Source organism: Providencia sp. Marseille-Q8014, assembly GCF_965112055.1.
In genome coordinates this window covers 3,160,645-3,185,280 of the sequence record NZ_CBCOPT010000001.1, presented here as the reverse complement: position 1 = coordinate 3,185,280, position 24,636 = coordinate 3,160,645, and the positions used below count along the sequence as shown (strand labels likewise).

General features: G+C 42.7%; 23 protein-coding genes, 3 tRNA genes and 1 other RNA gene. 24 read left to right on the top strand and 3 right to left on the bottom strand.

The genetic code is table 11. The annotated features are described in order from the left end of the window. The first annotated feature begins 137 nt into the window (after window positions 1-137). The 20 genes from sucA to phoC all read left to right on the top strand — a co-directional run bounded on the left by sucA (window position 138) and on the right by phoC (window position 18,206). Window positions 138-2,945 carry a 2-oxoglutarate dehydrogenase E1 component gene (gene sucA, locus ACWPW6_RS14095; RefSeq protein ID WP_154621926.1) on the top strand — a complete coding sequence of 936 codons (2,808 nt, stop codon included), beginning with the start codon at window positions 138-140 and terminating at the stop codon, window positions 2,943-2,945. Between the two features lie 14 nt (window positions 2,946-2,959). Then, window positions 2,960-4,174, top strand: coding sequence for a 2-oxoglutarate dehydrogenase complex dihydrolipoyllysine-residue succinyltransferase (gene odhB, locus ACWPW6_RS14090; protein ID WP_154621927.1), 1,215 nt, complete (start codon window positions 2,960-2,962; stop codon window positions 4,172-4,174). A gap of 132 nt (window positions 4,175-4,306) precedes the next feature. Beyond that, complete coding sequence (sucC, locus tag ACWPW6_RS14085; protein ID WP_154621928.1) at window positions 4,307-5,473, top strand: ADP-forming succinate--CoA ligase subunit beta; 1,167 nt, start codon at window positions 4,307-4,309, stop codon at window positions 5,471-5,473. Further along, on the top strand, window positions 5,473-6,345 hold the full coding sequence (gene sucD / locus ACWPW6_RS14080) for a succinate--CoA ligase subunit alpha (RefSeq protein WP_249999218.1): 873 nt from the start codon (window positions 5,473-5,475) through the stop codon (window positions 6,343-6,345). The genes sucC and sucD overlap by 1 nt, the downstream gene beginning before the upstream one ends. A gap of 1,500 nt (window positions 6,346-7,845) precedes the next feature. Beyond that, window positions 7,846-9,414 carry a cytochrome ubiquinol oxidase subunit I gene (cydA, locus tag ACWPW6_RS14075; RefSeq protein WP_154624831.1) on the top strand — a complete coding sequence of 523 codons (1,569 nt, stop codon included), beginning with the start codon at window positions 7,846-7,848 and terminating at the stop codon, window positions 9,412-9,414. Window positions 9,415-9,428: 14 nt separating this feature from the next. Next, window positions 9,429-10,568, top strand: coding sequence for a cytochrome d ubiquinol oxidase subunit II (gene cydB, locus ACWPW6_RS14070; protein ID WP_454209881.1), 1,140 nt, complete (start codon window positions 9,429-9,431; stop codon window positions 10,566-10,568). Between the two features lie 12 nt (window positions 10,569-10,580). After that, the gene (gene cydX, locus ACWPW6_RS14065; RefSeq protein ID WP_008912071.1) at window positions 10,581-10,694 is read left to right on the top strand and encodes a cytochrome bd-I oxidase subunit CydX; all 114 of its coding nucleotides are present in this window, start codon (window positions 10,581-10,583) and stop codon (window positions 10,692-10,694) included. Window positions 10,695-10,700: 6 nt separating this feature from the next. After that, window positions 10,701-10,988: a cyd operon protein YbgE gene (gene ybgE, locus ACWPW6_RS14060; protein WP_154624833.1), complete on the top strand. Its 288-nt coding sequence runs from the start codon at window positions 10,701-10,703 to the stop codon at window positions 10,986-10,988. A 133-nt stretch (window positions 10,989-11,121) separates the two neighbouring features. After that, window positions 11,122-11,517 (top strand): tol-pal system-associated acyl-CoA thioesterase, encoded by a 396-nt coding sequence (gene ybgC / locus ACWPW6_RS14055; RefSeq protein ID WP_154624834.1) that lies wholly within the window; start codon window positions 11,122-11,124, stop codon window positions 11,515-11,517. Next, the gene (tolQ, locus tag ACWPW6_RS14050) at window positions 11,514-12,197 is read left to right on the top strand and encodes a Tol-Pal system protein TolQ (RefSeq protein ID WP_163862761.1); all 684 of its coding nucleotides are present in this window, start codon (window positions 11,514-11,516) and stop codon (window positions 12,195-12,197) included. The genes ybgC and tolQ overlap by 4 nt, the downstream gene beginning before the upstream one ends. A gap of 17 nt (window positions 12,198-12,214) precedes the next feature. After that, complete coding sequence (gene tolR, locus ACWPW6_RS14045; protein WP_154624836.1) at window positions 12,215-12,637, top strand: colicin uptake protein TolR; 423 nt, start codon at window positions 12,215-12,217, stop codon at window positions 12,635-12,637. 37 nt (window positions 12,638-12,674) lie between these two features. After that, a complete protein-coding gene (gene tolA, locus ACWPW6_RS14040; RefSeq protein ID WP_163862758.1) occupies window positions 12,675-13,793 on the top strand; it encodes a cell envelope integrity protein TolA in 1,119 nt (372 codons plus the stop codon). 139 nt (window positions 13,794-13,932) lie between these two features. Beyond that, on the top strand, window positions 13,933-15,225 hold the full coding sequence (tolB, locus tag ACWPW6_RS14035; protein WP_154624837.1) for a Tol-Pal system beta propeller repeat protein TolB: 1,293 nt from the start codon (window positions 13,933-13,935) through the stop codon (window positions 15,223-15,225). Between the two features lie 42 nt (window positions 15,226-15,267). Next, entirely contained in the window at window positions 15,268-15,765 is a 498-nt protein-coding gene (gene pal, locus ACWPW6_RS14030; RefSeq protein WP_014657760.1) for a peptidoglycan-associated lipoprotein Pal, read from the top strand. Between the two features lie 21 nt (window positions 15,766-15,786). Next, complete coding sequence (gene cpoB, locus ACWPW6_RS14025; RefSeq protein WP_249999217.1) at window positions 15,787-16,554, top strand: cell division protein CpoB; 768 nt, start codon at window positions 15,787-15,789, stop codon at window positions 16,552-16,554. A 166-nt stretch (window positions 16,555-16,720) separates the two neighbouring features. Next, a tRNA-Lys gene (locus ACWPW6_RS14020) sits at window positions 16,721-16,796 on the top strand. 30 nt (window positions 16,797-16,826) lie between these two features. After that, window positions 16,827-16,902: transfer RNA gene (locus ACWPW6_RS14015), tRNA-Lys, on the top strand. Window positions 16,903-16,932: 30 nt separating this feature from the next. After that, a tRNA-Lys gene (locus ACWPW6_RS14010) sits at window positions 16,933-17,008 on the top strand. A 43-nt stretch (window positions 17,009-17,051) separates the two neighbouring features. Next, window positions 17,052-17,180, top strand: a non-coding RNA gene (locus ACWPW6_RS14005) — RtT sRNA. Between the two features lie 279 nt (window positions 17,181-17,459). Continuing rightward, window positions 17,460-18,206 carry an acid phosphatase PhoC gene (gene phoC / locus ACWPW6_RS14000; RefSeq protein ID WP_154624690.1) on the top strand — a complete coding sequence of 249 codons (747 nt, stop codon included), beginning with the start codon at window positions 17,460-17,462 and terminating at the stop codon, window positions 18,204-18,206. A gap of 93 nt (window positions 18,207-18,299) precedes the next feature. Here the strand turns inward: phoC and ACWPW6_RS13995 are convergent, their stop codons facing one another. Beyond that, complete coding sequence (locus ACWPW6_RS13995) at window positions 18,300-19,175, bottom strand: aminoglycoside 6-adenylyltransferase (RefSeq protein ID WP_249999215.1); 876 nt, start codon at window positions 19,173-19,175, stop codon at window positions 18,300-18,302. Window positions 19,176-19,427: 252 nt separating this feature from the next. Here ACWPW6_RS13995 and nadA point away from each other — a divergent pair, with 252 nt between their 5' ends. The 3 genes from nadA (at window position 19,428) to aroG (ending at window position 22,698) form a co-directional block, all read left to right on the top strand. Further along, window positions 19,428-20,468 (top strand): quinolinate synthase NadA, encoded by a 1,041-nt coding sequence (gene nadA, locus ACWPW6_RS13990; protein WP_196714039.1) that lies wholly within the window; start codon window positions 19,428-19,430, stop codon window positions 20,466-20,468. A gap of 83 nt (window positions 20,469-20,551) precedes the next feature. Further along, the gene (gene pnuC, locus ACWPW6_RS13985) at window positions 20,552-21,277 is read left to right on the top strand and encodes a nicotinamide riboside transporter PnuC (RefSeq protein WP_249999213.1); all 726 of its coding nucleotides are present in this window, start codon (window positions 20,552-20,554) and stop codon (window positions 21,275-21,277) included. A gap of 365 nt (window positions 21,278-21,642) precedes the next feature. Further along, a complete protein-coding gene (gene aroG / locus ACWPW6_RS13980; protein ID WP_249999211.1) occupies window positions 21,643-22,698 on the top strand; it encodes a 3-deoxy-7-phosphoheptulonate synthase AroG in 1,056 nt (351 codons plus the stop codon). Between the two features lie 79 nt (window positions 22,699-22,777). On the opposite strand, the gene ACWPW6_RS13975 is transcribed toward aroG, so the two are convergent. Together ACWPW6_RS13975 and ACWPW6_RS13970 are read right to left on the bottom strand one after the other, a co-directional pair. Further along, window positions 22,778-23,092, bottom strand: coding sequence for a hypothetical protein (locus ACWPW6_RS13975; protein ID WP_454209876.1), 315 nt, complete (start codon window positions 23,090-23,092; stop codon window positions 22,778-22,780). Next, window positions 23,089-23,526 carry a hypothetical protein gene (locus ACWPW6_RS13970; protein ID WP_454209874.1) on the bottom strand — a complete coding sequence of 146 codons (438 nt, stop codon included), beginning with the start codon at window positions 23,524-23,526 and terminating at the stop codon, window positions 23,089-23,091. Before ACWPW6_RS13970 ends, ACWPW6_RS13975 begins: the two co-directional genes overlap by 4 nt. A 365-nt stretch (window positions 23,527-23,891) precedes the next feature. Here ACWPW6_RS13970 and ACWPW6_RS13965 point away from each other — a divergent pair, with 365 nt between their 5' ends. Beyond that, complete coding sequence (locus tag ACWPW6_RS13965) at window positions 23,892-24,578, top strand: outer membrane protein (RefSeq protein WP_154624696.1); 687 nt, start codon at window positions 23,892-23,894, stop codon at window positions 24,576-24,578. The last annotated feature ends 58 nt before the right edge of the window (window positions 24,579-24,636 follow it).

The following is a 24,636-nucleotide window of genomic DNA, read 5'->3' as shown; positions in this document are numbered from 1 at the left end:
GCCCGGAGTGATAAAGGGAAACCCAAAGTGAGAACATGCATAAAGCACGTCCAGAAGAACCTTTATCGAGGCCGCCTAAACGCGGCAATTAGTTAACCACGGCGAAAACTAAAGCTATCAAAGCTTAAGGGATCACAATGCAGAACGGCGTAATGAAGGACTGGCTGGATTCGAGCTTTCTGGCAGGCGCGAACCAGACTTACATAGAACAGCTCTATGAAGATTATCTAACTGACCCCAATTCTGTTGATGCTGGCTGGAGAGAAATCTTCCAGCAACTGCCTGGAGCAGGCACCAACGCTGAGCAATTCCACTCACAAGCACGCGATTATTTCCGTCGCTTAGCAAAAGACTCGACTCGTTATCATACCTCTGTTAGCGATCCTGCAATCGATGCAAAACAAGTGAAAGTTTTGCAGCTGATTAACGCATTCCGCTTCCGCGGACATCAAAACGCAAATCTTGATCCATTAGGTCTATGGAAACGTGAATCTGTTCCAGATTTAGATCCAGCATTCCATAATCTAACGAAAGAAGATTTTGACGAAACATTCAATGTGGGTTCTTTTGCAATTGGCAAAGAGACCATGAAACTGAGCGATTTGTATGACGCGCTGAAACGCATTTATTGCGGTTCTATCGGTGCGGAATATATGCATATCACTAATACTGAGGAAAAACGTTGGATTCAGCAACGCCTTGAATCAGTGAATGTCGCTGAGCAATTCTCTAAAGAAGAAAAACGTCGCTTCTTGGCTGAGCTAACAGCAGCAGAAGGGCTAGAGCGCTATTTAGGCGCAAAATTCCCAGGTGCAAAACGTTTCTCATTGGAAGGTGGTGATTCACTGATCCCAATGCTGAAAGATTTGATTCACCATGCGGGTAAACAAGATACACGTGAAGTCGTATTAGGTATGGCTCACCGTGGTCGTCTTAACGTATTAATTAATATCTTAGGTAAAAAACCAGCAGAACTATTTGATGAGTTTGCTGGCAAACATAAAGACCATTCAAGTGCTGGTGACGTGAAATATCACCAAGGTTTTTCTTCTGACTTTGAAACCGCGGGCTCACGTGTCCACTTAGCGCTGGCCTTTAACCCATCTCACCTTGAGATTGTTAGCCCAGTTGTTATTGGTTCTGTTCGTGCTCGTCGCGACCGCCTTGATGAAGGGCGTAGTAATATGGTTCTGCCAATCACTATTCATGGTGACTCGGCGGTAACAGGTCAAGGTGTTGTTCAAGAAACGCTGAACATGTCTCAGGCACGTGGTTATGAAGTTGGCGGTACAATGCGTATCGTAATCAATAACCAAATTGGTTTCACCACGTCAAACCCGAAAGATACCCGTTCAACAGAGTATTGCACCGATATCGTGAAGATGGTTCAAGCACCTATTTTCCATGTCAATGCAGATGACCCTGAAGCGGTTGCTTTTGTCACTCGTCTGGCTCTGGATTTCCGCAATACCTTTAAACGTGATGTGATGATTGACCTCGTTTGTTATCGTCGTCATGGTCATAACGAAGCTGATGAGCCAAATGCAACTCAGCCAATTATGTATCAAAAAATCAAAAAACATCCGACACCACGTAAAATCTATGCGGATCGCTTAATCGAAAGCGGTGTTGTGACTGCTGATGAAGTGACTGAAATGGTTAACTTATATCGCGATGCATTGGATAGAGGTGATTGTGTCGTTGAAGAATGGCGTGAAATGGGTCTGCACTCTTATACATGGGAACCGTACCTGAACCATGAATGGAATGAAGAGTATAAATCCACATTTGATTTAAAACGTTTACAAGAGCTTGCAGTTAAAACCAGTACTATTCCAGCTGAAGTGGTTACCCAGTCTCGTGTAGAAAAAATCTATGCAGACCGCGCGGAAATGGCGCAAGGTAAAAAACTGTTGGATTGGGGTGCTGCTGAAACATTAGCTTATGCAACCTTAGTTGATGAAGGTATCCCTGTTCGTCTGTCTGGTGAAGACTCAGGCCGTGGGACATTCTTCCACCGTCACGCTGTTGTACATAACCAAACGAACGGTTCGGTCTATGTGCCACTGCAAAATATCCATAATGGCCAAGGCGTATTTAATGTTTGGGACTCTGTTCTGACTGAAAACGCAGTGTTGGCATTTGAATATGGCTATGCAACCACAGAACCACGTGCTCTGACAATTTGGGAAGCGCAATTTGGTGACTTCGCAAACTGTGCTCAAGTGGTTATCGACCAATTTATTAGCTCTGGTGAGCAGAAATGGGGTCGTATGTGTGGTCTAGTTATGCTGTTACCACATGGCTATGAAGGTCAAGGTCCTGAGCACTCATCTGCACGTTTAGAACGTTATCTGCAACTGTGTGCAGACCAAAATATGCAAGTGTGTGTACCATCAACACCTGCTCAAGTTTACCACATGCTGCGCCGTCAGGCTCTACGTGGTATGCGCCGTCCTCTGATTGTAATGTCACCGAAATCCTTACTACGTCACCCATTAGCGGTATCGAGTATGGAAGAATTGGCGAATGGTAAATTCTTGCCAGTTATCGGTGAAATAGATGAAATCAATCCGAAAAACGTGAAACGCGTCATTCTGTGTTCCGGTAAAGTTTATTACGATCTGTTAGAACAGCGTCGTAAGAACGAACAAACAGATGTTGCGATTATCCGTATTGAACAGCTGTATCCGTTCCCTCACGAAGATATCCAACAAGCGCTGGCGCAATATGCGCACGTTAAAGATTTTGTTTGGTGTCAAGAAGAGCCATTGAACCAAGGCGCTTGGTATTGCAGCCAACACAACTTCCGTGAAGCTATCCCAGCAGGGGCTACTTTACGTTATGCAGGTCGTGCTGCTTCTTCATCTCCAGCAGTTGGTTATACGTCCGTTCACTTAGAGCAGCAACAAGCTCTGGTTAATGACGCGTTGAACATTGAATAATTAAAGGATAGAAAATGAGTAGTGTAGAAATTCTTGTTCCAGATCTTCCTGAATCCGTTGCCGATGCTACGGTTGCCACATGGCATAAAAAACCAGGTGATAGCGTTGAACGTGACGAAGTGCTGGTTGAAATCGAAACGGATAAAGTTGTATTAGAAGTTCCTGCAAGTGAAGCGGGTGTATTAGAAGCTATCGTTGAAGATGAAGGCGCAACTGTACTGTCTAAACAGCTGTTAGGTCGTATTCGCTTAGGTGACAGCACGGGGATGCCTGTTGAAGTGAAATCCACTCAAGAAGCTGCACCTGCACAACGTCAAACAGCGAGCTTGGAAGAAGAGAGCAATGATGCACTTTCTCCAGCGATCCGTCGTTTAGTGGCTGAGCATGATCTCAATCCTGCTGACATTAAAGGCACGGGTGTTGGTGGTCGTTTGACACGTGAAGACGTTGAGAAACACTTAGCAGCGAATAAATCAGCTCCGGCGGCTAAAGCTGAAGCGCCAGCTGCACCACAAGCACCTCTGGCTCATCGTAGCGAAAAACGTGTTCCTATGACGCGTTTACGTAAGCGTATTGCTGAGCGTTTATTGGAAGCGAAAAATAACACCGCGATGTTAACGACGTTTAACGAAGTTAACATGCAGCCAATTAAAGATCTGCGTAAGCAATATGGTGAAGCATTCGAAAAACGTCACGGTGTACGTTTAGGCTTTATGTCTTTCTATGTTAAAGCTGCGGTTGAAGCACTCAAACGTTATCCTGAAGTGAATGCTTCTATTGATGGTACAGACGTTGTTTACCATAACTATTTCGATATCAGTATTGCTGTTTCAACGCCACGTGGTCTGGTCACCCCAGTATTGCGTGATGTTGATGCAATGAGCATGGCTGATATTGAGAAGAAAATTAAAGAACTGGCAGTCAAAGGTCGTGACGGTAAGCTGACTGTTGATGATCTGACGGGGGGTAATTTCACAATTACCAACGGTGGCGTATTCGGTTCTCTAATGTCTACTCCTATCATTAACCCACCACAAAGTGCAATCTTAGGCATGCATGCTATTAAAGATCGCCCTATGGCGGTTAACGGTAAGGTTGAAATTCTTCCAATGATGTACCTTGCACTATCTTATGACCACCGTCTGATTGATGGTAGCGAGTCAGTTGGCTTCTTAGTCGCCATCAAAGATATGCTGGAAGATCCAACTCGTTTACTGCTGGACGTATAGCAACATAACAGGGCAGGGTATGACCTGCCCGGTCTGAAGTAACCGATGCAACCGGTTCGCCGGTTGCTAAATCAGTAACAATTGCAGGAGGCGAATAAACGCCTCTTCAGACTCAATTATGGATAGAACATCATGAATTTACACGAGTATCAGGCAAAACAGCTTTTTACACGCTATGGTTTGCCAGCACCAACGGGTTATGCCTGTACATCAGCAACTGAAGCTGTAGAAGCAGCAAAAAAAATCGGAAACGGCCCATGGGTTGTTAAATGCCAAGTTCACGCGGGTGGACGTGGTAAAGCTGGTGGCGTAAAAGTGACAAATGATATCAATGATATCAAAGAGTTCGCTGATAAATGGTTAGGTAAAAACCTTGTCACTTACCAAACAGATGCAAATGGTCAGCCAGTTAACCAAATTTTGGTTGAAAACGCGACTGACATTGCTAAAGAACTGTACCTAGGTGCGGTAGTTGACCGTGGCACACGTCGTGTTGTGTTTATGGCATCAACGGAAGGTGGTGTTGAGATTGAGAAAGTTGCTGAAGAAACGCCAGAGCTTATCCATAAAGCTGTTATCGATCCATTAACGGGTCCTATGCCTTTCCAAGGCCGTGAGTTAGCGTTCAAATTAGGCCTAACGGGTAAACAAGTTAGCCAATTCGCTAAAATTTTCATGGGTCTAGCAACGATGTTCCTAGAACGTGACCTTGCACTCATCGAAGTTAACCCATTAGTGATTAATACCGAGGGTGACCTTGTTTGTTTAGATGGTAAATTAGGTGTTGATAGCAACGCGCTATATCGTCAAGCAGAAATGCGCGAAATGCATGACCCATCTCAAGAAGATGCGCGTGAAGCACAAGCAGCTCAGTGGGAGCTGAACTACGTTGCGCTAGATGGCAACATCGGTTGTATGGTTAACGGTGCAGGTCTTGCTATGGGGACGATGGACATCGTTAAACTGCACGGTGGTGCACCAGCTAACTTCCTTGACGTTGGCGGCGGCGCAACGAAAGAACGCGTAACTGAAGCGTTTAAAATTATCCTTTCAGATAAGAGCGTGAAAGCTGTTTTCGTTAACATTTTTGGTGGTATCGTTCGCTGTGACCTGATTGCAGACGGCATCATTGGTGCAGTAGAAGAAGTTGGCGTAAATGTACCAGTAGTGGTTCGTTTAGAAGGTAACAATGCAGAGTTAGGTGCGAAAAAACTGGCAGATAGCGGCTTGAATATCATCGCAGCAAATAGCCTGACAGATGCAGCTAAGAAAGCAGTAGCAGCGGCGGAGGCTAAATAATGTCTATTTTAATTGATAAAAACACCAAAGTAATTTGCCAAGGTTTCACTGGCGGTCAAGGTACATTCCACTCTGAGCAAGCTATTGCTTATGGTACAAAAATGGTCGGCGGTGTAACGCCAGGTAAAGGTGGTACAACTCACCTAGGTCTGCCTGTATTTAACACCGTTCGTGAAGCTGTAGAAGCAACAGGTGCTACCGCCTCTGTGATCTATGTTCCGGCTCCTTTCTGTAAAGATTCGATCCTTGAAGCTATTGATGCGGGCATCAAACTGATTATTACGATTACCGAAGGTATTCCAACTCTGGACATGCTGACTGTTAAAGTAAAATTAGATGAAGCTGGCGTTCGTATGATCGGTCCAAACTGCCCAGGTGTTATCACTCCGGGTGAATGTAAGATCGGTATTCAACCCGGTCACATTCATATGCCAGGTAAAGTGGGTATCGTTTCTCGTTCAGGTACACTGACTTATGAAGCGGTTAAACAGACGACAGATGCTGGTCTTGGTCAATCAACATGTGTTGGTATCGGTGGTGACCCTATTCCGGGTTCAAACTTCATTGATATCCTGAAAATGTTCCAAGAAGATCCACAAACTGAAGCGATCGTGATGATCGGTGAAATTGGTGGTAATGCTGAAGAAGAAGCGGCTGCTTACATTAAAGACCATGTAACCAAACCTGTTGTTGGTTATATTGCCGGTGTAACTGCACCTAAAGGCAAGCGTATGGGTCACGCAGGTGCAATTATCGCGGGCGGTAAAGGTACTGCTGATGAGAAATTCGCTGCATTAGAAACGGCCGGTGTTAAAACGGTTCGTAGCTTAGCGGATATCGGCGATGCAGTAAAATCACTGCTAGCAAAATAAGTTTAGTCGTTTGAACTGACGATTAAACCCAATTAAGCCCGCATTCAAATTCGAATCGCGGGCTTTTTATTTAAAAAGATGAAATTGCAACTCCTGTTCAAGCGCAATTGGCTCTGTGGTCAGTGTGTATTCTCAGAACTCAGATCAGGTGGCTGAATCATAAGTTGAGTTGCTGACAACATCTTCGAGTACGTACTTACCTATCTATCGCTATCCATCCTGGCATCAAACGCGCGACTGTTATCCATCCATTGGTCAATTTTTTGTGTATCCGCGCTTTGTATGGTCGAGAGAAATTTCTAGCCTATAGGCTTTAAAAAAGCGTCATGATTGAGAGCAACGCCTAAATACTCGAATATTTTTTGATTGTGAAATCAGGGGTTTTGCGAGTAAAGCCGGCCAACGGCGGTATGTATCCCTTTCTACACGATGAACGCATGTCTACCACTCATGATAACCGTTTTACTGGGTGATGTGGGGGAGGGAGTGCAAGCCTAGCCGTATTCTGCCGTACGGTGGCACGTTTGGCGGTATTTGGGCGATCGAAGGTTTCTCCTTTAAATGATAAAACCGTTATTCAATAGCGAGTTATTTCACAAACAATCATTCAGAATCAACAGTATGCTAAAAAGAAGCCGCTGATGCTTGCTATAGCGCTAGGAGCGAAGCAAGCTACGTGCAATGTCCTAACAAGGGGGGCGTAAATTGACAGGCTACAATGCTGACTGAATGCGCTTGTGGATACTTTGGCGTTGAAGAGTATCTCACGTCGTTGATGGCAGTATTCTTGTGATTACTTGAATAAATAGATAGTCAATCAAGGATAAACTGCTGGTTATTTCGTCATTTTGGTAGGCTAAATAAGCTATTTTTTGTCAATCAACAGATATAATGCTGATGAATTGTGTTTCGTTAATAATAACGGTGTCGGTCAGAATTAATTAATCAGAAATAGCAAGTCATCAGAATTTATTTAGTAATTAATAAAAGTCATAATAAAAACAAAATAGGCTAAAATTATAAATTAAATTATCTTTTTATGAAGTTTCAAATCAAAAGTTAATTTTTTTAGGTAGTCTTTTAGAAAAATAAGAATATTTGTACTATTCTCAATAACACTCAATTAACATTTAACTAACCATTAATTGATGATAAGGATAATCAATTAACAATGCTTAAAAAATTGACGTAAATCAATTCATTAGTGCTGGCATTATTTTTCTAAATTGCTTAAATTGGTTCTCGATCAAATACTCGTTTTTCTATTATAGGGTATAATTATTGATATATATTCAGAATTCAAATCTGAATCACGCAAAAGAAGTTTATTGTATGTGAAGATAAGCGTACTATTATTATAGTGTCGTTAGAGTTTTGAATTTTGTTAATTATTTGTTGTTTTGAGGCATTTTTTGCTGGTAGTTAAGAGGCTTTCTTTAATTTTATTGGAAGCTGGGTTGCCGCAAGTCGGTGTCTTCCTGCTAGGAGCAAGGAGTCAAGATGTTTGATATTGTCGAACTGTCAAGATTACAGTTTGCCTTAACTGCGATGTATCACTTCCTATTCGTGCCATTAACGCTCGGTATGGCGTTTTTGCTTGCGATTATGGAAACGGTATATGTGCTGTCTGGTAAGCAAATTTATAAAGATATGACTAAGTTCTGGGGCAAGTTATTTGGTATTAACTTTGCTCTAGGTGTTGCCACTGGTTTGACTATGGAGTTCCAATTCGGTACTAACTGGTCTTACTATGCCCACTATGTTGGAGATATCTTCGGTGCACCTCTTGCAATCGAAGGTTTGATGGCATTCTTCCTTGAATCGACCTTTGTTGGTTTATTCTTCTTTGGTTGGGATCGTTTGAGCAAGACCCAGCACCTTGCAGTTACTTGGTTAGTCGCTTTAGGTTCTAACTTCTCTGCACTGTGGATTCTTGTTGCGAACGGCTGGATGCAAAACCCAATAGCAGCAGACTTTAACTTTGAAACTATGCGTATGGAAATGGTTAGCTTCTCTGAGCTAGTCTTAAACCCAGTTGCACAAGTTAAATTCGTTCACACCGTTGCTGCTGGTTACTGTACTGGTGCGATGTTTGTATTGGGCATTAGTTCTTACTACATGCTTAAAGGTCGTGACCTTGCATTTGCTAAACGTTCATTTGCGATTGCTGCAAGCTTTGGTATTGCGGCTGTGTTGTCTGTTATCGTTCTTGGTGATGAATCAGGTTACGAAATGGGTGACGTACAGAAAACCAAACTGGCTGCGGTAGAAGCTGAGTGGGAAACGCATGCACCACCTGCGGCGTTTAACCTAATTGCTTGGCCTGACACCGAAAAAATGGAAAACAAATTTGCGATTGAAATTCCATGGGTGATGGGGCTTATCACAACACGCTCACTCGACACGCCTGTCTTAGGTCTGAAAGATCTGATGAAGCAGCATGAAGTTCGTATCCGTAACGGTATGATCGCATACGGTGAACTGCAAGAGCTGTTAGCGGGCAATAAAGATCCTGAATTACGTAAGTCTTTTGAAGCAAATAAGAAAGATTTAGGTTATGGTCTTCTGCTGAAACAATATGCACCAAACATTGTTGATGCAACTGAAGCACAGATCCAAAAAGCGGTTAAAGATAGTATTCCAAATGTCGGTCCATTGTTCTGGGCATTCCGTATCATGGTTGGTGTCGGTTTCTTACTACTGATTATCATCGGTCTCTCCTTCCTTTCTGTTGTTCGCAACCGTATCGGCCAAAACAAATGGCTGCTGCGTACCGCATTGTTCGGTATCCCATTACCATGGATTGCGATTGAATCAGGTTGGTTTGTTGCAGAATATGGTCGTCAGCCTTGGGCTATCGGTGAGGTTCTTCCTGTATCCGTTGCACACTCAAACTTGACAACCCATGATCTGATTTTCTCTCTAGCTCTGATCTGTGGTCTGTATACACTGTTCTTAATTGCTGAATTGTTCCTAATGTTCAAATTCGCTCGTAAAGGGCCAAGCAGCCTGAAAACTGGCCGCTATCACTTTGAACAGAAAAACAGCTCTGCACAAGACGTTCAGTAAACAGGAGTCCACTTATGTTTGATTATGAAGTTCTTCGATTTGTGTGGTGGATTCTAATCGGCGTTCTGCTGATTGGCTTCGCTGTCACGGATGGCTTTGACATGGGCGTCGGCTTCTTATTACCAATTTTAGGTAAAACAGATACTGATCGCCGTATCATGATTAATGCGGTTGCACCGCACTGGGATGGTAACCAAGTTTGGTTAATCACTGCCGGTGGTGCGATGTTCGCGGCATGGCCACAAGTTTATGCTGCTGCATTCTCTGGTTTCTATGTCGCTATGATTTTAGTGCTAGCTGCGCTGTTCTTCCGCCCAGTCGGTTTTGACTACCGTTCTAAGCTGGAAAATCCAAAATGGCGTAACATGTGGGACTGGGGTCTGTTTATCGGTGGTTTCGTTCCACCACTGGTTATCGGGGTTGCGTTTGGTAACCTACTGTTAGGTGTTCCATTCCAAATCGATAACCAACAGTACCTGACTTATACAGGTAACCTGTTTGGTCTGCTAAACCCATATGGCTTGTTAGCGGGTGTTGTTAGCTTAATGATGATTATGACTCAAGGTGCAACTTATTTGCAAATGCGTACAACGGGTGAACTACACCTACGCGTTCGTAAAGCAACTTATGTCACTGCATTACTGACCCTAATCGCATTTGCGGGTGCAGGTGCTTGGTTAGTGATGAGCATTGATGGTTATGTGGTGACGTCAACTATCGATACATTAAGCGTATCAAACCCACTGAATAAAACAGTTGAGGTTGCATCTGGCGCTTGGTTGACTAATTTTAACAACTACCCTGTATTGTGGGCTCTGCCTGCGCTGGGTGTGGTTTTACCACTGTTAACGATGCTGTTTAGTAAAGCAGACAAAAATGCGCTTGCGTTTGTGAGTTCATCACTGACTATCGCATGTATCATTTTAACTTGCGGTGTTGCTATGTTCCCATTCATTATGCCTTCAAGCATTATGCCAAACGCAAGTTTGACTATGTGGGATGCAACATCTAGCCTGTTTACTCTGCAAGTTATGACAGTTGTTGCTATTATCTTTGTTCCAATCGTATTGGCTTACACAGCGTGGTGTTACTACAAAATGTTTGGCCGTTTGGACAAAAACTTTATCGAAGGCAACAAGCATTCACTGTATTAAGGAGCATAACATATGTGGTATTTTGCCTGGATCCTCGGCACGCTGTTAGCTTGTAGTTTTGCAGTGATTGCAGCTCTAGCGTTAGAGCATGCGGAAGACAAAGCCGCAGCTAAAGATGGCGAGTAATAAATAATGCTGGTGGATAAATGCTATCAGCTATTGGATAAGGGGCCGATAAGGTTCCTTATCCTTTTATTAGCTTTGGTGATTGCGGGAAGCGTTATGTGGGATCCGACCCAGTTCGCTGCAAAAACCAGTTCATTCCTAATTTGGCAAGGGTTATTACTTATTTGGGCAACGTGTAGCGCGATGATCTTTGGGGTTGGTTTTAGACCTAACAAATTGATTTGGCGAACAGTTTTCCATCCATTACCTGCTGTCATCATCCTTATCTGGGGCTTGGTTAAAGTCCTCAGCTAATCTAATTGTCAATTATGGGTCTGCGGATCCATAATTTTTTTTTGATAACTTTACCCCTAGGTCATTCCAAAGCGACACCGTCTTGAGTATAGTGGCACGGTTAATTAATTTAACCTAGGATGGAGTGGTTGTTATGTTATTTCGTTGGCCTGTTCGCGTCTATTATGAAGATACAGATGCGGGCGGTGTGGTTTACCATGCACGTTATCTTGCTTTCTTTGAACGAGCTAGAACCGAGATGCTACGGGATAAAGGTATCAATCAACAAAGTTTACTAGCCGAGAACATTGGATTTGTTGTTCGGAGTATGACAACTGATTTTGTGAGAGCAGCTCGGCTGGATGATTTATTGGAAATTGAGACACAAATCGTGGAAATGAAGCGTGCCTCTTTAACCTTTCAACAAAGGTTAATTGATTCACAAGGTAACCTGCTTTGTGGGGCGACAGCCCTGATTGCTTGTGTGGACATATCAAAAATGAAGCCGACAGCGCTTCCTAAGTCTATTGTCGCGGAGTTTAAACAGTGACTGACATGAATATCCTGGATTTATTCCTAAAAGCGAGCCTATTGGTTCAGATCATTATGTTCGTTTTGATTGGTTTTTCTATCGCTTCTTGGGCCATCATTATACAGAGAACAAAAATTTTAAATGCGGCCACTCGAGAGGCTGAAGCGTTTGAAGATAAATTTTGGTCAGGTATTGAGTTATCGCGTTTATATAAAGAAAGTCAGGCACGCCGTGATTCGCTAAGTGGGGCAGAGCAAATTTTCCATGCGGGCTTCAAGGAATTTGTGCGTTTACACCAAGCTAATATTCACGCGCCCGATGCGGTGGTTACGGGTGCGTCTCGTGCTATGCGTATTTCGATGAACCGTGAACTTGAATCTGTTGAAGCGCATATTCCATTTTTGGGTACCGTTGGTTCTATCAGCCCTTATATTGGGTTGTTTGGTACTGTTTGGGGAATTATGCATGCTTTTATCGCGTTAGGTGCGGTGAAACAAGCGACGCTACAGATGGTGGCACCGGGAATTGCAGAAGCGTTGATTGCTACTGCAATTGGTCTGTTTGCCGCGATCCCTGCTGTTATGGCGTATAACCGTTTGAACCTGCGTGTGAACAAGCTAGAGCAGAGCTACGATAACTTTATGGAAGAGTTTCTGGCTATCTTACATCGCCAAGCATTCTCTGCTGACAAGAAATAATACGAGGGGATAAGCGAATGGCGCGCAATAGTCGCAGACGTGAGCTGAAATCCGAAATCAATATTGTTCCATTATTGGATGTATTGTTGGTGTTACTGCTAATTTTTATGGCGACAGCACCGATTATCTCTCAAAGTGTGGAAGTTGATCTGCCGGATGCCACAGATACCCAAACTGTATCATCAAGTGATAATCCACCGATTATTTTAGAGGTGGCGGGCGTTGGGCAATATAATATGTTAATTGATGGTGAGCGATTAGATTTGCTGCCACCAGAACAGATTGCCGCAGAGGCGAAAGCTCAATTAGAGAAAAATCCAAAGGCGATTTTCCTCATCGGTGGTGCAAAAGAAGTTCCTTATGATGAAGTGATTAAGGCATTAAATATTTTGCATCAGGCAGGCATCAAATCCGTCGGCTTAATGACTCAACCCATGTAGTTTGAGTGAGTAACGATTCTTTTTTTGGATACCAATTGTGGGAAAGACAAAAGAGAAAAAAGATAATTTTAGGCGCTCTTTGTTGACATCAGTAGCACTGCACGTGCTACTGATTGGCCTAATTATAATTGGTTCCTTAGTCTCCGTCGTCAAACTTGGCGGTGGCGGAGAAGAGGGGACTGTTATCGATGCTGTAATGGTCGACCCAGGCGCAGTTGTCCAACAATATAATCAAATGCAGCAACAAGAAAACAGCGCCAAACAGGCCGCTAAAGAGCGCAAAGAGAAAGAACAGAAACAAGAAGCTGAGTTAAGGGAAAAGCAAGAGCAGGAACAAAAGCGCCTGCAACAGCTTGAACAAGAACGTATTCAGAGCGAGCGTGAAGCTCAAGAACGACAAAAACAAGCTGAGCAGCAACAAAAGCAAGCGGCAGAAGCAGCGAAAAAAGCGAAGGAAGAGCAAAAAATTGCTGAAGAAGCGGCTGCAAAAGCAAAAGCTGAAAAAGAACGTTTGATTAAAGAGCAGGCTGCCGCGAAGGAAAAAGCGGAAGCTGAAGCGAAAAAAGAGGCCGAAGCTGTAAAAGCCAAGGCTGCTGCCGATGCTAAGGCGAAAGCAGAAAAAGAAGCCAAAGAAAAAGCAGAGAAGGAAGCGAAAGCTAAGGCAGATAAAGAAGCCAAAGCTAAAGCTGAAAAAGAAGCGAAAGCTAAAGCCGAAAAAGAAGCAAAAGCCAAAGCTGCTAAAGCGAAAGCAGAGGCCGCTAAAAATTCGGCTTCCGTTGATGATTTACTCGGCGATTTGACTGCTTCAGGTCCAAGTAAGCAAGGTGGTGCTGCTTCCGCTGGTCAAGGTGGTGGAAAACGCTCAGGAGCATCAAATGCAGATGTCGATAGTTATGCAGGTAAAGTAAAAGCAGCGATTCAGAGTAAGTTTTATGATTCAGACACTTACCGTGGACGGACGTGTGAACTTAAGTTACAAATTGCATCGGATGGTTTATTAGTAAACATTACTCCTAAAAGTAATGCTTCTAATGACCCAGCGCTGTGTGATGCGGCAATCAGAGCAGCAAAACTTGCCACGTTACCGCGTCCATCGCCAGATGTGTATGAAGCATTTAAAAAACAAGGAAGTACAGTTATATTTAGTCCAAAATAAGATAAGTCGGAGCTGTCTGTATTGAATTTATGTCTGCTATAGCATAAATAGTTCTTACAATATCTAGTTTTGTTAGTATACCTTTGTTAAAATTCAGCGAATTATTGTGGCGGTGAATTCCACAGTAAGGGAGATAAGGATGAAGCAGGCTTTTAAAGTAGTTCTCGGGTTCTTAATGCTATGGGCAACAGTGGCTCAGGCTGAAATCCGTATTGAGATCACGGAAGGTGTAAACAGTGCTCAGCCAATAGGTGTTGTGCCTTTTAAATGGTCTGGCTCAGGTACGCCTCCGCAAGAAATCGGACAAATTATTGGTGCTGACTTGCGCAATAGCGGCAAGTTTAATCCTATTGACCCTAGCCGTATGCCACAACAACCGGGTACCGCTTCTGAAGTTACGCCAGAGGCTTGGACAACACTTGGAATCAATGCTGTTGTTGTAGGTCAGATTCAACCTGCGGCAGATGGTAGTTATGTGGTTAGCTATCAGCTCGTTGATGTTGCGGGTAGCCCAGGCACTGTTTTATCTCAGAATCAGTATAAAGTGACCAAAGAGTGGTTACGTTATGCAGCCCATACCGCAAGCGATGAAGTTTTTGAAAAGCTAACAGGTATCCGTGGTGCATTCCGTACTCGTATCGCCTATGTGGTCACAAATAAAGGCGGTCAATACCCATATGAATTACGCGTTTCTGATTATGATGGCTATAACCAATTTACAGTTCATCGTTCTCCAGAACCGTTAATGTCGCCAGCATGGTCACCTGATGGTGAGCGTTTGGCGTATGTAACATTTGAAAGTGGCAGTTCTGCTCTGGTTATTCAGACACTGTCTACTGGAGCTGTTCGTCAGGTGGCATCATTCCCTCGTCATAATGGTGCGCCGGCATTTTCTCCAGATGGCACTAAACTGGCATTTGCACTATCAAAAACAGGTAGCTTAAATCTTTATGTGATGGATTTAGCGAGCGGCCAAATTCGTCAAGTGACTGATGGTCGTAGTAACAACACTGAACCTACTTGGATGCCAGATAGTCAAACGTTGGTCTATACCTCAGACCAAGCGGGTCGCCCGCAAATTTACAAAATTAATATTAATGGCGGTAGCCCTGAACGTGTGACCTGGGAAGGTACACAAAATCAGGACGCTGATGTTAGCCCGGATGGATCTTTCATTGTAATGGTCAGTTCCGGTGGCGGTCAGCAGCATATCGCCAAACAGGATCTGGCAACGGGTAACGTTGAATATTTAACGAAAACGTTTCTAGATGAAACGCCGAGTATCGCACCTAACGGCACTATGGTTATTTATAGCTCCTCTCAAGGCTTGGGGACTATATTGCAGCTAGTTTCGACCGACGGGCGTTTCAAAGCGCGTCTTCCGGCTACCGATGGACAGGTTAAATTCCCTGCTTGGTCGCCGTATCTGTGATGCATAATAATAATGTGTGGCAAACTATTAAGGATCAAAACGATGCAACTGAATAAAGTGCTTAAAGGGCTGATGATCGCATTACCAATCATGGCAGTCGCAGCTTGTAGCTCTAACAAAAACAATGACCAAAATGGTGCGGATTCTTCAATGAACCAAACTAACTCAGGTCTGTCTGCGGAAGAGCTGGCACGTCAGCAAATGCAAGAGCTGCAAAATAACAATATCGTTTACTTCGGTTTCGATAAATACAACGTATCTCCAGAATATGCTGATATGTTAGACGCTCACGCTGCATTCCTGCGCAACAACCCATCTGTTAAAGTTGTTGTTGAAGGTCACGCGGATGAGCGCGGTACTCCTGAGTACAACATCGCACTGGGCGAGCGTCGTGCTAATGCAGTTAAAATGTATCTGCAAAGCAAAGGTGTAGCAGGCGATCAAGTTTCTCTGGTTTCTTATGGTAAAGAAAAACCAGCAGTGTTAGGTCACACAGAAGCTGATTACGCTAAAAACCGTCGTGCAGTAATTGCATACTAATTAATAAGCGAATTATCTCTTATGAACAGTAACTTCAGACATTTATTTGTAGGTCTGTCGTTATTGGTTGGTGTAGCGGCCCCTTGGGCCGCTATTGCCCAAGCGCCAATCATTAATGTCGGATCCGGATCATCCGGTGACCGCCTCACTCAGCTTGAGACAGCAGTTAACTCTCAAGGCCAGATCTTATATCAAATCCAGCAACAGATTGCTGACAACCAACGCGATATTGATATGTTGCGTGGGCAAATTCAGGAAAGTGAATATAAACTGAATCAAATTGTTGAGCGTCAAAAAGATTTGTATATGCAACTAGATCAGGTTAGTGGTGGAGCGGCAGCATCGCCAGACTCAGCAGCAACGAATTCTTCCTCTTCGACCCCCCCTACACCAGCAGCATCGGGCGGCGGTGAAAAAGAAGATTATAATGCTGCGGTTACACTGGCGATGAACAGCAAATCTAAAGCGCAAATCGATGAAGCTATCGGTGCACTACAAAGCTTTGTGAAAAATTATCCTAAATCGAATTATCAATCGAATGCTAACTATTGGTTAGGGCAACTTAATTACAATAAAGGTAGCAAAGATGACGCGGCATTCTATTTTGCCACTGTTGTCAAAGAATACCCTAAATCTCAAAAAAGCAGTGAAGCCTTGTATAAAGTCGGTTTGATTATGCAAGACAAAGGGCAAAAGGATAAAGCGCGAGCGGTATACCAGCAGGTATTGAAGCAGTATCCAAATAGCTCTGGAGCGAAGCTCGCGGAGAAGAAACTCAGCTCGTTATAATGATTAACCCCGAAGAAGTGGTTACCGAATATTTCGGGGTTAACCGTATGATAAGTGTGCATTCAATCGTTTTTTTCAAAAAAATCATTGCACCATCGTCAGAAATCAGTAATATAAGCCGCCGTTGACACAAGAATAAATTGTGTTGATAAAAGTATTTTAAAATGGGTCGTTAGCTCAGTCGGTAGAGCAGTTGACTTTTAATCAATTGGTCGCAGGTTCGAATCCTGCACGACCCACCATTTTAAAATTCAAAATCAGATATAGTAGATGGGTCGTTAGCTCAGTCGGTAGAGCAGTTGACTTTTAATCAATTGGTCGCAGGTTCGAATCCTGCACGACCCACCATCTTAAAGTTCAAAATCAGATATAGTAGATGGGTCGTTAGCTCAGTCGGTAGAGCAGTTGACTTTTAATCAATTGGTCGCAGGTTCGAATCCTGCACGACCCACCATCTCACTTATTTCTCTAAGTCATCCAGCAAACGTTGAAATTACCGATTGCACATAACGTGCCGGTGAGACGCTGCGTTTAGGTTCGAGCCGAGCGAAGCGAGACCGCGTTGCGCTTGTCGCAACGACCCGAAGGGTGAGGCCAAAGGCCAAATCATCCTGCACGACCCATCCTCTCACTTATTTCTCTAAGTCATCCAGCAAACGTTGAAATTACCGATTGCACTAAACGTGCCGGTGAGACGCTGCGTTTAGGTTCGAGCCGAGCGAAGCGAGACCGCGTTGCGCTTGTGGCAACGACCAGATGATTGGAACGTATGACGCTTCCTTTTTTGAGAACTCACTCAAGGTATTGAATACAGATTTAGACTAGTCTAAATAAAGCATAAATAATTGATCATATTGTAAAATATAAGTTATTTATTTTAAGTAATCATAGGCAAGGACTAACGGATGAAAAAATTATTAGCGGTTTTCTGTGCAGGGGCATTTGTTTCAACGAGTGTATTTGCGGCCATTCCGCCAGGAAATGATGTAACCACTAAACCGGATCTTTACTATTTAAAAAATGCTCAAGCGATTGATAGCTTAGCATTGCTACCACCACCACCCGAAGTTGGCAGTATTCTGTTTTTAAATGATCAGGCAATGTATGAAAAAGGGCGTTTATTGCGTAACACTGAGCGAGGTAAACAAGCTGCGGCAGATGCTGATCTCGCTGCTGGAGGGGTGGCAAATGCATTCTCAGAGGCGTTTGGTTACCCTATTACTGAGAAAGACTCGCCAGAAATTCATAAATTACTCACCAATATGATTGAAGATGCGGGGGATTTAGCGACTCGTTCTGCAAAAGAAAAATACATGCGGATCCGCCCGTTTGCATTCTATGGCGTTGAAACCTGTAACACGAAAGACCAAGATAAATTATCTAAAAATGGTTCTTACCCTTCAGGGCATACATCAATTGGCTGGGCTTCAGCATTAGTGCTATCAGAAATTAATCCTGAAAACCAAGACAAAATTTTAAAACGCGGTTATGAACTCGGTCAAAGCCGTGTGATTTGCGGTTACCATTGGCAAAGTGATGTTGATGCGGCACGTATTGTTGCATCAGGGGCTGTAGCAACGCTGCACTCTAATCCTGAGTTTCAAAAACAGCTACAAAAAGCGAAAGATGAGTTTGCTAAATTGAAAAAATAGTTGTGATAAAACAGAACTGCCTTGCTGATTTATCTGTAGCAAGGCGGTTTTTTATTGTGAAGTGGTTGGTGAGGTTAATAGAAAGCGTCTAAATCAAATATTTTCAGGGAGTAGGCTATTATCCTGCAATAAACCAATCACTAGCGTTTGCATCCGTTGGCTCAATGTATGATCGATAGGGTAGTTAAGGTGTTGAGCAATCTCGGTTGTGACTTCATCGAAGCATGACATCAATAGGTGCAAAGATTGAGCCGCTTGCTGTGAGGTTCGATAGTCAAAAAGGGTTTGAGTGGCCTGTTGTATCCGTTCAGGCATCCACGATTGATAAGCTTTTCCATGGTACCACACATCTTGCTGACCATGACTTTTGATAGAGGCGAGGAGTTCAACCATGGTTAATAAGGCCTTTTTCATATCAACATCTCTTGACCAAGCACTCCAGAGTTCATCACGTGACAGGGCGATAGCGACTTGGTGTGCCTCATACCAGAACTCGTTACAGATAAATGTAAACTTCTTCTGGGTAAGTTGCTTGGGGGGAAGTTGAGCTTGCTGACTTTCAGGGAGTTTTTCCGTAATACCCGTTTTATCGAGTAACACGGTATAGCCGCGTGCATAGGTGTTATCAAGCCCATGTTGAGCCATTTTTTGCAGTCGAGAGGGTTCTGCGAATGTAAAATCGACCTTTCTGCCCTGTTCATAAATCGCTAAACAAGTTGGCCACTCAGGCTCATTTTCACCGCCATTCATAAGATGCAATGCAACCAAAGGTTGAGCAAACGTATTAATCCATTTAGGGTTATGAAAAAGGTCTGTTACGCCTAAACCGATTAATTCAATATCGATATCTGAATAGCGATCAATATGTTGTTCCCTTCCTCTAGAGCCCGTTAAAATGACCGCTTCAATTCTAGGATCGATTAAAGAAACAGAAATAATTTTATTTATTAAAGATGCAGGTGATTCCATAACTAACCCATCGAATTTATAAAAACGGTTAAGATACCTGTAAAGTCAATGAAATGCTAAGAAACATAACAATTATAGATGTTATTATTTAGTTATTGGTTTGAATTAACAAAATAATGGCTGAAAAATCGACGAGACTTCCTCGATAAATTAGCGTATCTTGTTTAGTATATAAAACAAAAAGGTGCTGTTTTACTTATTTTATCGCTAATTTTAGAAATAAAATTGCGTTATGCTAAACAGAGGCGGAAGATGAGCGAGTTTATTGATTTTAATCAGTCGGTTTACCCATTCCCAGCGAAACCCACACGATTAAGCTCTGATGAGAAAGCGTTTTATCGTGAACGCATCAAGTCTTTACTGATTGAAAAAAATGCGGTTATTGTTGCACATTACTATACCGATCCCGATATTCAAGCATTAGCGGAAGAAACGGGGGGTTGTGTTGCTGATTCCTTAGAAATGGCTCGTTTTGGTGCCCGCCATTCTGCCTCCACATTATTGGTGGCCGGTGTGCGTTTTATGGGGGAAACGGCTAAAATCTTAAGCCCAGAGAAAACGGTATTAATGCCGACACTTGACGCAGAATGTTCTCTCGATCTCGGATGCCCCGAAGATGAATTTGCGCATTTTTGTGATCAGCATCCAGACCGTACGGTCGTAGTCTATGCAAATACTTCAGCAGCGGTTAAAGCACGAGCTGACTGGGTTGTGACATCCAGTATTGCTGTGGAATTGATCGAACATCTTGATAGTTTAGGCGAAAAAATTATTTGGGCGCCGGACCGCCATCTTGGTCGCTATGTTCAAAAGCAAACCGGAGCAGATATTTTATGTTGGCAGGGGGCCTGTATTGTTCATGATGAGTTTAAAACTCAGTCTTTAACTAAAATGAAAGCGCTATATCCTGAAGCCGCTGTATTAGTTCACCCTGAATCGCCTCAAGCCGTGGTTGACCTTGCGGATGCCGTTGGTTCAACCAGTCAATTAATTAAAGCTGCACAAACGTTACCGAATCCTTCAATGATAGTTGCGACGGATAAAGGCATCTTTTATAAAATGCAGCAGGCTTGCCCAGATAAGTCGTTATACATCGCACCTACCGCCGGTGAAGGCGCGACTTGTCGTACATGCGCCCATTGCCCTTGGATGGGAATGAATGGACTTAAGGCAATAACACAGGCGTTAGAGAGCTATGGTGAACAGCACCAAATTCATGTGAGTGATATTTTGCGTGAAAAGGCAATGCTTCCCTTAAATAGAATGCTAGATTTTGCAGAGAGTCTAAAATAGGTAGGGAGTCGTTTTGTTATCTGTGTCGTGATGATGAGCAATCTATTTATAGTGTCACACATGATGAATATAAGGATTTTGGGATGGATTTCTTTAGCACAAGTAATATTTTAGTCACTATTCCGTTGTGGAGTAGTATTTATGAGTTGTCATATATCGAAGCGGTAGGGACGATTGCGGGGTTATTATGCATTCTGTTGGCCAGTTTTGAAAAGACCATCAATTACTTTTTTGGGTTAATCAACGTCACCTTGTTTGCGGTGATCTTTTTTCAAATTCAACTCTACGCCAACTTGCTGTTACAGGTGTTTTTCTTCATCGCGAATATCTATGGCTGGTACGCATGGAGCCGTGTTGATAATCAGCAGCAAACGGAGTTAAAAATTCGTTGGCTGAGTTTACCGAAAGCAATGATAACGTTATTAGTCTCTGTGTTAGTAATCGCTTACTTAACTTACAATATTGATAGGGTTTTCGGGGTATTGGCGACATGGGCTGTTGACGTATTAAATTTATTTGGCGCTAACTTGCAGTTACCTGCCTTAGAACCGGATGCGTTTCCATTCTGGGATTCAACTATGACGGTTTTATCTGTGGTAGCGATGGTCCTAATGACTCGCAAATATGTTGAAAACTGGCTTTTATGGGTAATCATTAACGTGATTAGTATTGTTGTATTCTATAAGCAAGGCGTATATGCGATGTCTTTAGAGTACTTAATCTTACTAGGCATTGCGTTGAATGGTTCAAGATTGTGGGTGAAATCAGCGAAGCAAAATGGTTCAGCGCTACTTTCTCGCTCATCATGACAAAATTTAATCATAAAACGGTGAAAGTAACATTATCGATGTTTTGCCGTTTTTGTTTCTTTTTCCTCTAAAAATCATCCTAAAAATGGGGCTATTACGCCATTTAATTGACTTTAGCCTCATTTTATAATCTTAAAGCCTAAAAGTGATAATTTCATACCATGTTTAGCTGTTTACAGAAGGCGGCTGAACGGTTAGATTAAAATTTCGATACCTGCCGTCTTTCTAATCGCAGCTTTGTTAGTGGTAAAAGGATTTTATTATTGTCTTTTCGCTTAAAGTAAGTGTTTACCATCGCTCTGCTATTGGGATCCATAGGGTATGTAAATCATCAGTATAAAAAAATAAACATTGGATTAACGGGTATGAATTATCAGAACGATGACGTCAGAATTAAACAAATAAAAGAATTATTGCCACCTATTGCATTGCTGGAGAAGTTTCCTGCAACAGATAAAGCGGCGTTTACCGTTCATGAAGCACGTCTCGCCATCCATAATATCTTGTCAGGCGAAGATGATCGCCTTGTTGTTGTGATTGGCCCTTGCTCTATTCATGATACTAAAGCGGCTCTAGAATATGCTGAGCGCCTGAATAAATTAAGAGAAGAACTTAAAGGTTCACTTGAAATCGTGATGCGCGTGTATTTTGAAAAACCACGCACCACTGTGGGCTGGAAAGGGCTAATTAATGATCCTCATATGGATAATAGCTTTGATATTAATGAAGGATTGCGTATTGCTCGTGAGCTATTGGTCAACATTAATGATCAGGGGCTACCAACGGCGGGTGAGTTTTTGGATATGATCAGCCCACAATATGTTGCTGATTTAATGAGCTGGGGAGCAATTGGTGCACGTACGACGGAGTCCCAAGTTCACCGAGAACTCGCATCGGGTCTTTCTTGTCCTGTCGGTTTTAAAAACGGGACCGATGGCACAATTAAAATTGCTATTGATGCAATTAACTCTGCACGTTCGCCGCATTGTTTCTTATCTGTCACCAAATGGGGCCATTCAGCTATCGTGAATACGAGTGGTAATCAGGATTGCCACATTATTTTGCGTGGTGGTAAAGAGCCTAATTATAGCGCAGAGCATGTTAAAGCGGTACGTGAAGGGCTAGCCAACGCAGGGCTAACGCCAAGCATTATGATTGATTTCAGCCATGCTAACAGTAGTAAGAAGTTTGAGAAGCAGATGATTGTGGCTGATGATGTAAGTGAACAATTACGCCAAGGCGATCGTTCTATCACAGGGGTGATGATCGAAAGTCATCTTGTAGAAGGAAACCAAAGCTTAGATTCTGGTGAGCCACTGGTTTATGGTAAAAGCGTCACAGATGCATGCATTGGGTGGGATGATACTGAAAAAGTATTACGTCAATTATCTGATGCTGTGATTACTCGTCGTCAGAAGTAACTGGCTGATAGCGGTAATACGAAAGAAAAGCCCGTGTATTTTGCGACACGGGCTTTTTGCTTTGTAGGGGGGTTATCGGTTAATGAGCGACTTTTTCTAATATTTCACCCAACTTGTTTTTATCCTCTTCGCTTAAATGGGACAGTGAAATGGATAAAGGAATCATGTTTTGGCTACCTTGTCCTGCTTGAGCTTGCAATAAAACAGTATTTTTTTCGTTTCTTAAGTAAGTAACATCTTTTAATGGGATTCGGTAATAGAGACTAAATAAACTGGGGCGGATATAAAAATAGCTACCTTTGGTTGCTACGTAAGGTGTGCCATGAATACGCTTTCCCAAAATAAATAGCAGAATCGCAAGGACTATCAAGAACATTCCTAAGCTTTGACTCAAAACCACGAATACCGCGCCGAGTACGCCAACGATATGGCCCGCAGTGTATTATGTCGATTGTTAAAGACAAGGTTGGTATCGAAATCAACTTTGATGGTTGGATCAACGCTTTCCAGTTGATGGAAACGCCAACGTATCGCCGAAAAGATCATGCCACAAAGGAAAACAATCGTGATTGGCATGAGTGCTAAGCTACTTATTAGCGCGACACCAATCGCAACTCTGGGTTTGTAGCTCATGATCATCATGCTGATCAGCTGGATTGGAAAGCTAACGCACGCAATGATCATTAATATTCTCATTAAATGTGCATTTTGGGCGCCGTCAGAGCCATCAATAATCAGTTCACCTGTTTGGAGCATATACAGCAGTGAGCCAAGTAGTGAAATATTAAGCGCCAGCCCAACCCAAACATAGAGATTGAATTTATTCATAAAATTCTCAATTAGTTCATCATTAAATAAATTGTGCCATAAAAAAGTAGGGTGTCGAGTGCTATCGCGATAAATCGAAATTTATTGGCACTCTTTGATGGTAGGCAGAAAAAAACGCAACCCACTAGGTGGTTTTTTTTCTATCATTATTTGGGTTAATCAAGAAAATCAATATTTAAGAACATTCCTAATCATCAATATTCTGAGATTACTCGTTTTTTATATTCTTTACATTATCTTCTTCCAAGATTTTAATTTTGTTTTTTCAATAAAAATGAACAAATCGTTCAAAAAAGTCACCTATCTTTAATTTGACTTAAGCTAAATAATCACTATCTGGAATTATAACTAAATAGGATTATTTAATGAAAAAAGTACAAATTGTATCTTTAGCCTTTGCTTTGATTAGTTCGATTGGTAGTGCTATTGCATCAACAGGTCACGAGGGATATTACGGAGCCGCACGACTCGCGAAAGTGTGGCAAAAAGCGGATAGCATGGATACGAGTCTTCGCCCAGGAATTGGTCAGTTTGTTTCGGGCGATGATAAAGATGATTTTTATAATGCTTCACTGGCAGCGGGTTATCAGTATGGTAATGGCTGGCGTACAGAAGCTGAATATACCTTTAATAAAAAGGCAGAATACACGAGTGGTTCATCAATTTTTTCGACAAGCTTTAACCATCATAAAACGGAATCACAGCGCTTAATGTTGAATGTTTATCGTGACTATGAAATCCATCAAGGGGTTTCAGTGTACGGTACAGCGGGTATCGGTATTGCAAAAGTGAAATCTTCAGGGTGGCAAGGCAACCCTTCACGCCAATATGGCAGTAACACCGATACTAACTTAGCATACTCTCTTGGGGCGGGTGTCAGCTATGAGCCTATTGAAAGACTGAATTTTGATTTAGGCTACCGTTATATTGATTTGGGTAAGATCGAAAGTGGAATGAACAATTTTGCTAATGCCCGTGGCCTACAGGATGAACAAATGAAGGCGCATCTTAAATCACAAGAGCTAGTGCTGGGCGTGAGATATCTATTTTAAACATTAACTCATTGTTATTCATTGGGATATGTCGTATATAAAGGGTTGGCATTTGCCA

What these genes read in the sequence shown, in the direction of transcription:
- ACWPW6_RS13965 (WP_154624696.1), top strand. Translation starts at nt 23,892, where the DNA reads ATGAAAAAAGTACAAATTGTATCTTTAGCCTTTGCTTTGATTAGTTCG.
- aroG (WP_249999211.1), top strand. Translation starts at nt 21,643, where the DNA reads ATGAATTATCAGAACGATGACGTCAGAATTAAACAAATAAAAGAATTA.
- cpoB (WP_249999217.1), top strand. Translation starts at nt 15,787, where the DNA reads ATGAACAGTAACTTCAGACATTTATTTGTAGGTCTGTCGTTATTGGTT.
- ybgC (WP_154624834.1), top strand. Translation starts at nt 11,122, where the DNA reads ATGTTATTTCGTTGGCCTGTTCGCGTCTATTATGAAGATACAGATGCG.
- phoC (WP_154624690.1), top strand. Translation starts at nt 17,460, where the DNA reads ATGAAAAAATTATTAGCGGTTTTCTGTGCAGGGGCATTTGTTTCAACG.
- ybgE (WP_154624833.1), top strand. Translation starts at nt 10,701, where the DNA reads ATGCTGGTGGATAAATGCTATCAGCTATTGGATAAGGGGCCGATAAGG.
- tolB (WP_154624837.1), top strand. Translation starts at nt 13,933, where the DNA reads ATGAAGCAGGCTTTTAAAGTAGTTCTCGGGTTCTTAATGCTATGGGCA.
- nadA (WP_196714039.1), top strand. Translation starts at nt 19,428, where the DNA reads ATGAGCGAGTTTATTGATTTTAATCAGTCGGTTTACCCATTCCCAGCG.
- sucA (WP_154621926.1), top strand. Translation starts at nt 138, where the DNA reads ATGCAGAACGGCGTAATGAAGGACTGGCTGGATTCGAGCTTTCTGGCA.
- odhB (WP_154621927.1), top strand. Translation starts at nt 2,960, where the DNA reads ATGAGTAGTGTAGAAATTCTTGTTCCAGATCTTCCTGAATCCGTTGCC.
- pnuC (WP_249999213.1), top strand. Translation starts at nt 20,552, where the DNA reads ATGGATTTCTTTAGCACAAGTAATATTTTAGTCACTATTCCGTTGTGG.
- cydA (WP_154624831.1), top strand. Translation starts at nt 7,846, where the DNA reads ATGTTTGATATTGTCGAACTGTCAAGATTACAGTTTGCCTTAACTGCG.
- cydX (WP_008912071.1), top strand. Translation starts at nt 10,581, where the DNA reads ATGTGGTATTTTGCCTGGATCCTCGGCACGCTGTTAGCTTGTAGTTTT.
- pal (WP_014657760.1), top strand. Translation starts at nt 15,268, where the DNA reads ATGCAACTGAATAAAGTGCTTAAAGGGCTGATGATCGCATTACCAATC.
- cydB (WP_454209881.1), top strand. Translation starts at nt 9,429, where the DNA reads ATGTTTGATTATGAAGTTCTTCGATTTGTGTGGTGGATTCTAATCGGC.
- sucD (WP_249999218.1), top strand. Translation starts at nt 5,473, where the DNA reads ATGTCTATTTTAATTGATAAAAACACCAAAGTAATTTGCCAAGGTTTC.
- ACWPW6_RS13995 (WP_249999215.1), bottom strand. Translation starts at nt 19,175, where the DNA reads ATGGAATCACCTGCATCTTTAATAAATAAAATTATTTCTGTTTCTTTA.
- tolR (WP_154624836.1), top strand. Translation starts at nt 12,215, where the DNA reads ATGGCGCGCAATAGTCGCAGACGTGAGCTGAAATCCGAAATCAATATT.
- ACWPW6_RS13970 (WP_454209874.1), bottom strand. Translation starts at nt 23,526, where the DNA reads ATGAATAAATTCAATCTCTATGTTTGGGTTGGGCTGGCGCTTAATATT.
- sucC (WP_154621928.1), top strand. Translation starts at nt 4,307, where the DNA reads ATGAATTTACACGAGTATCAGGCAAAACAGCTTTTTACACGCTATGGT.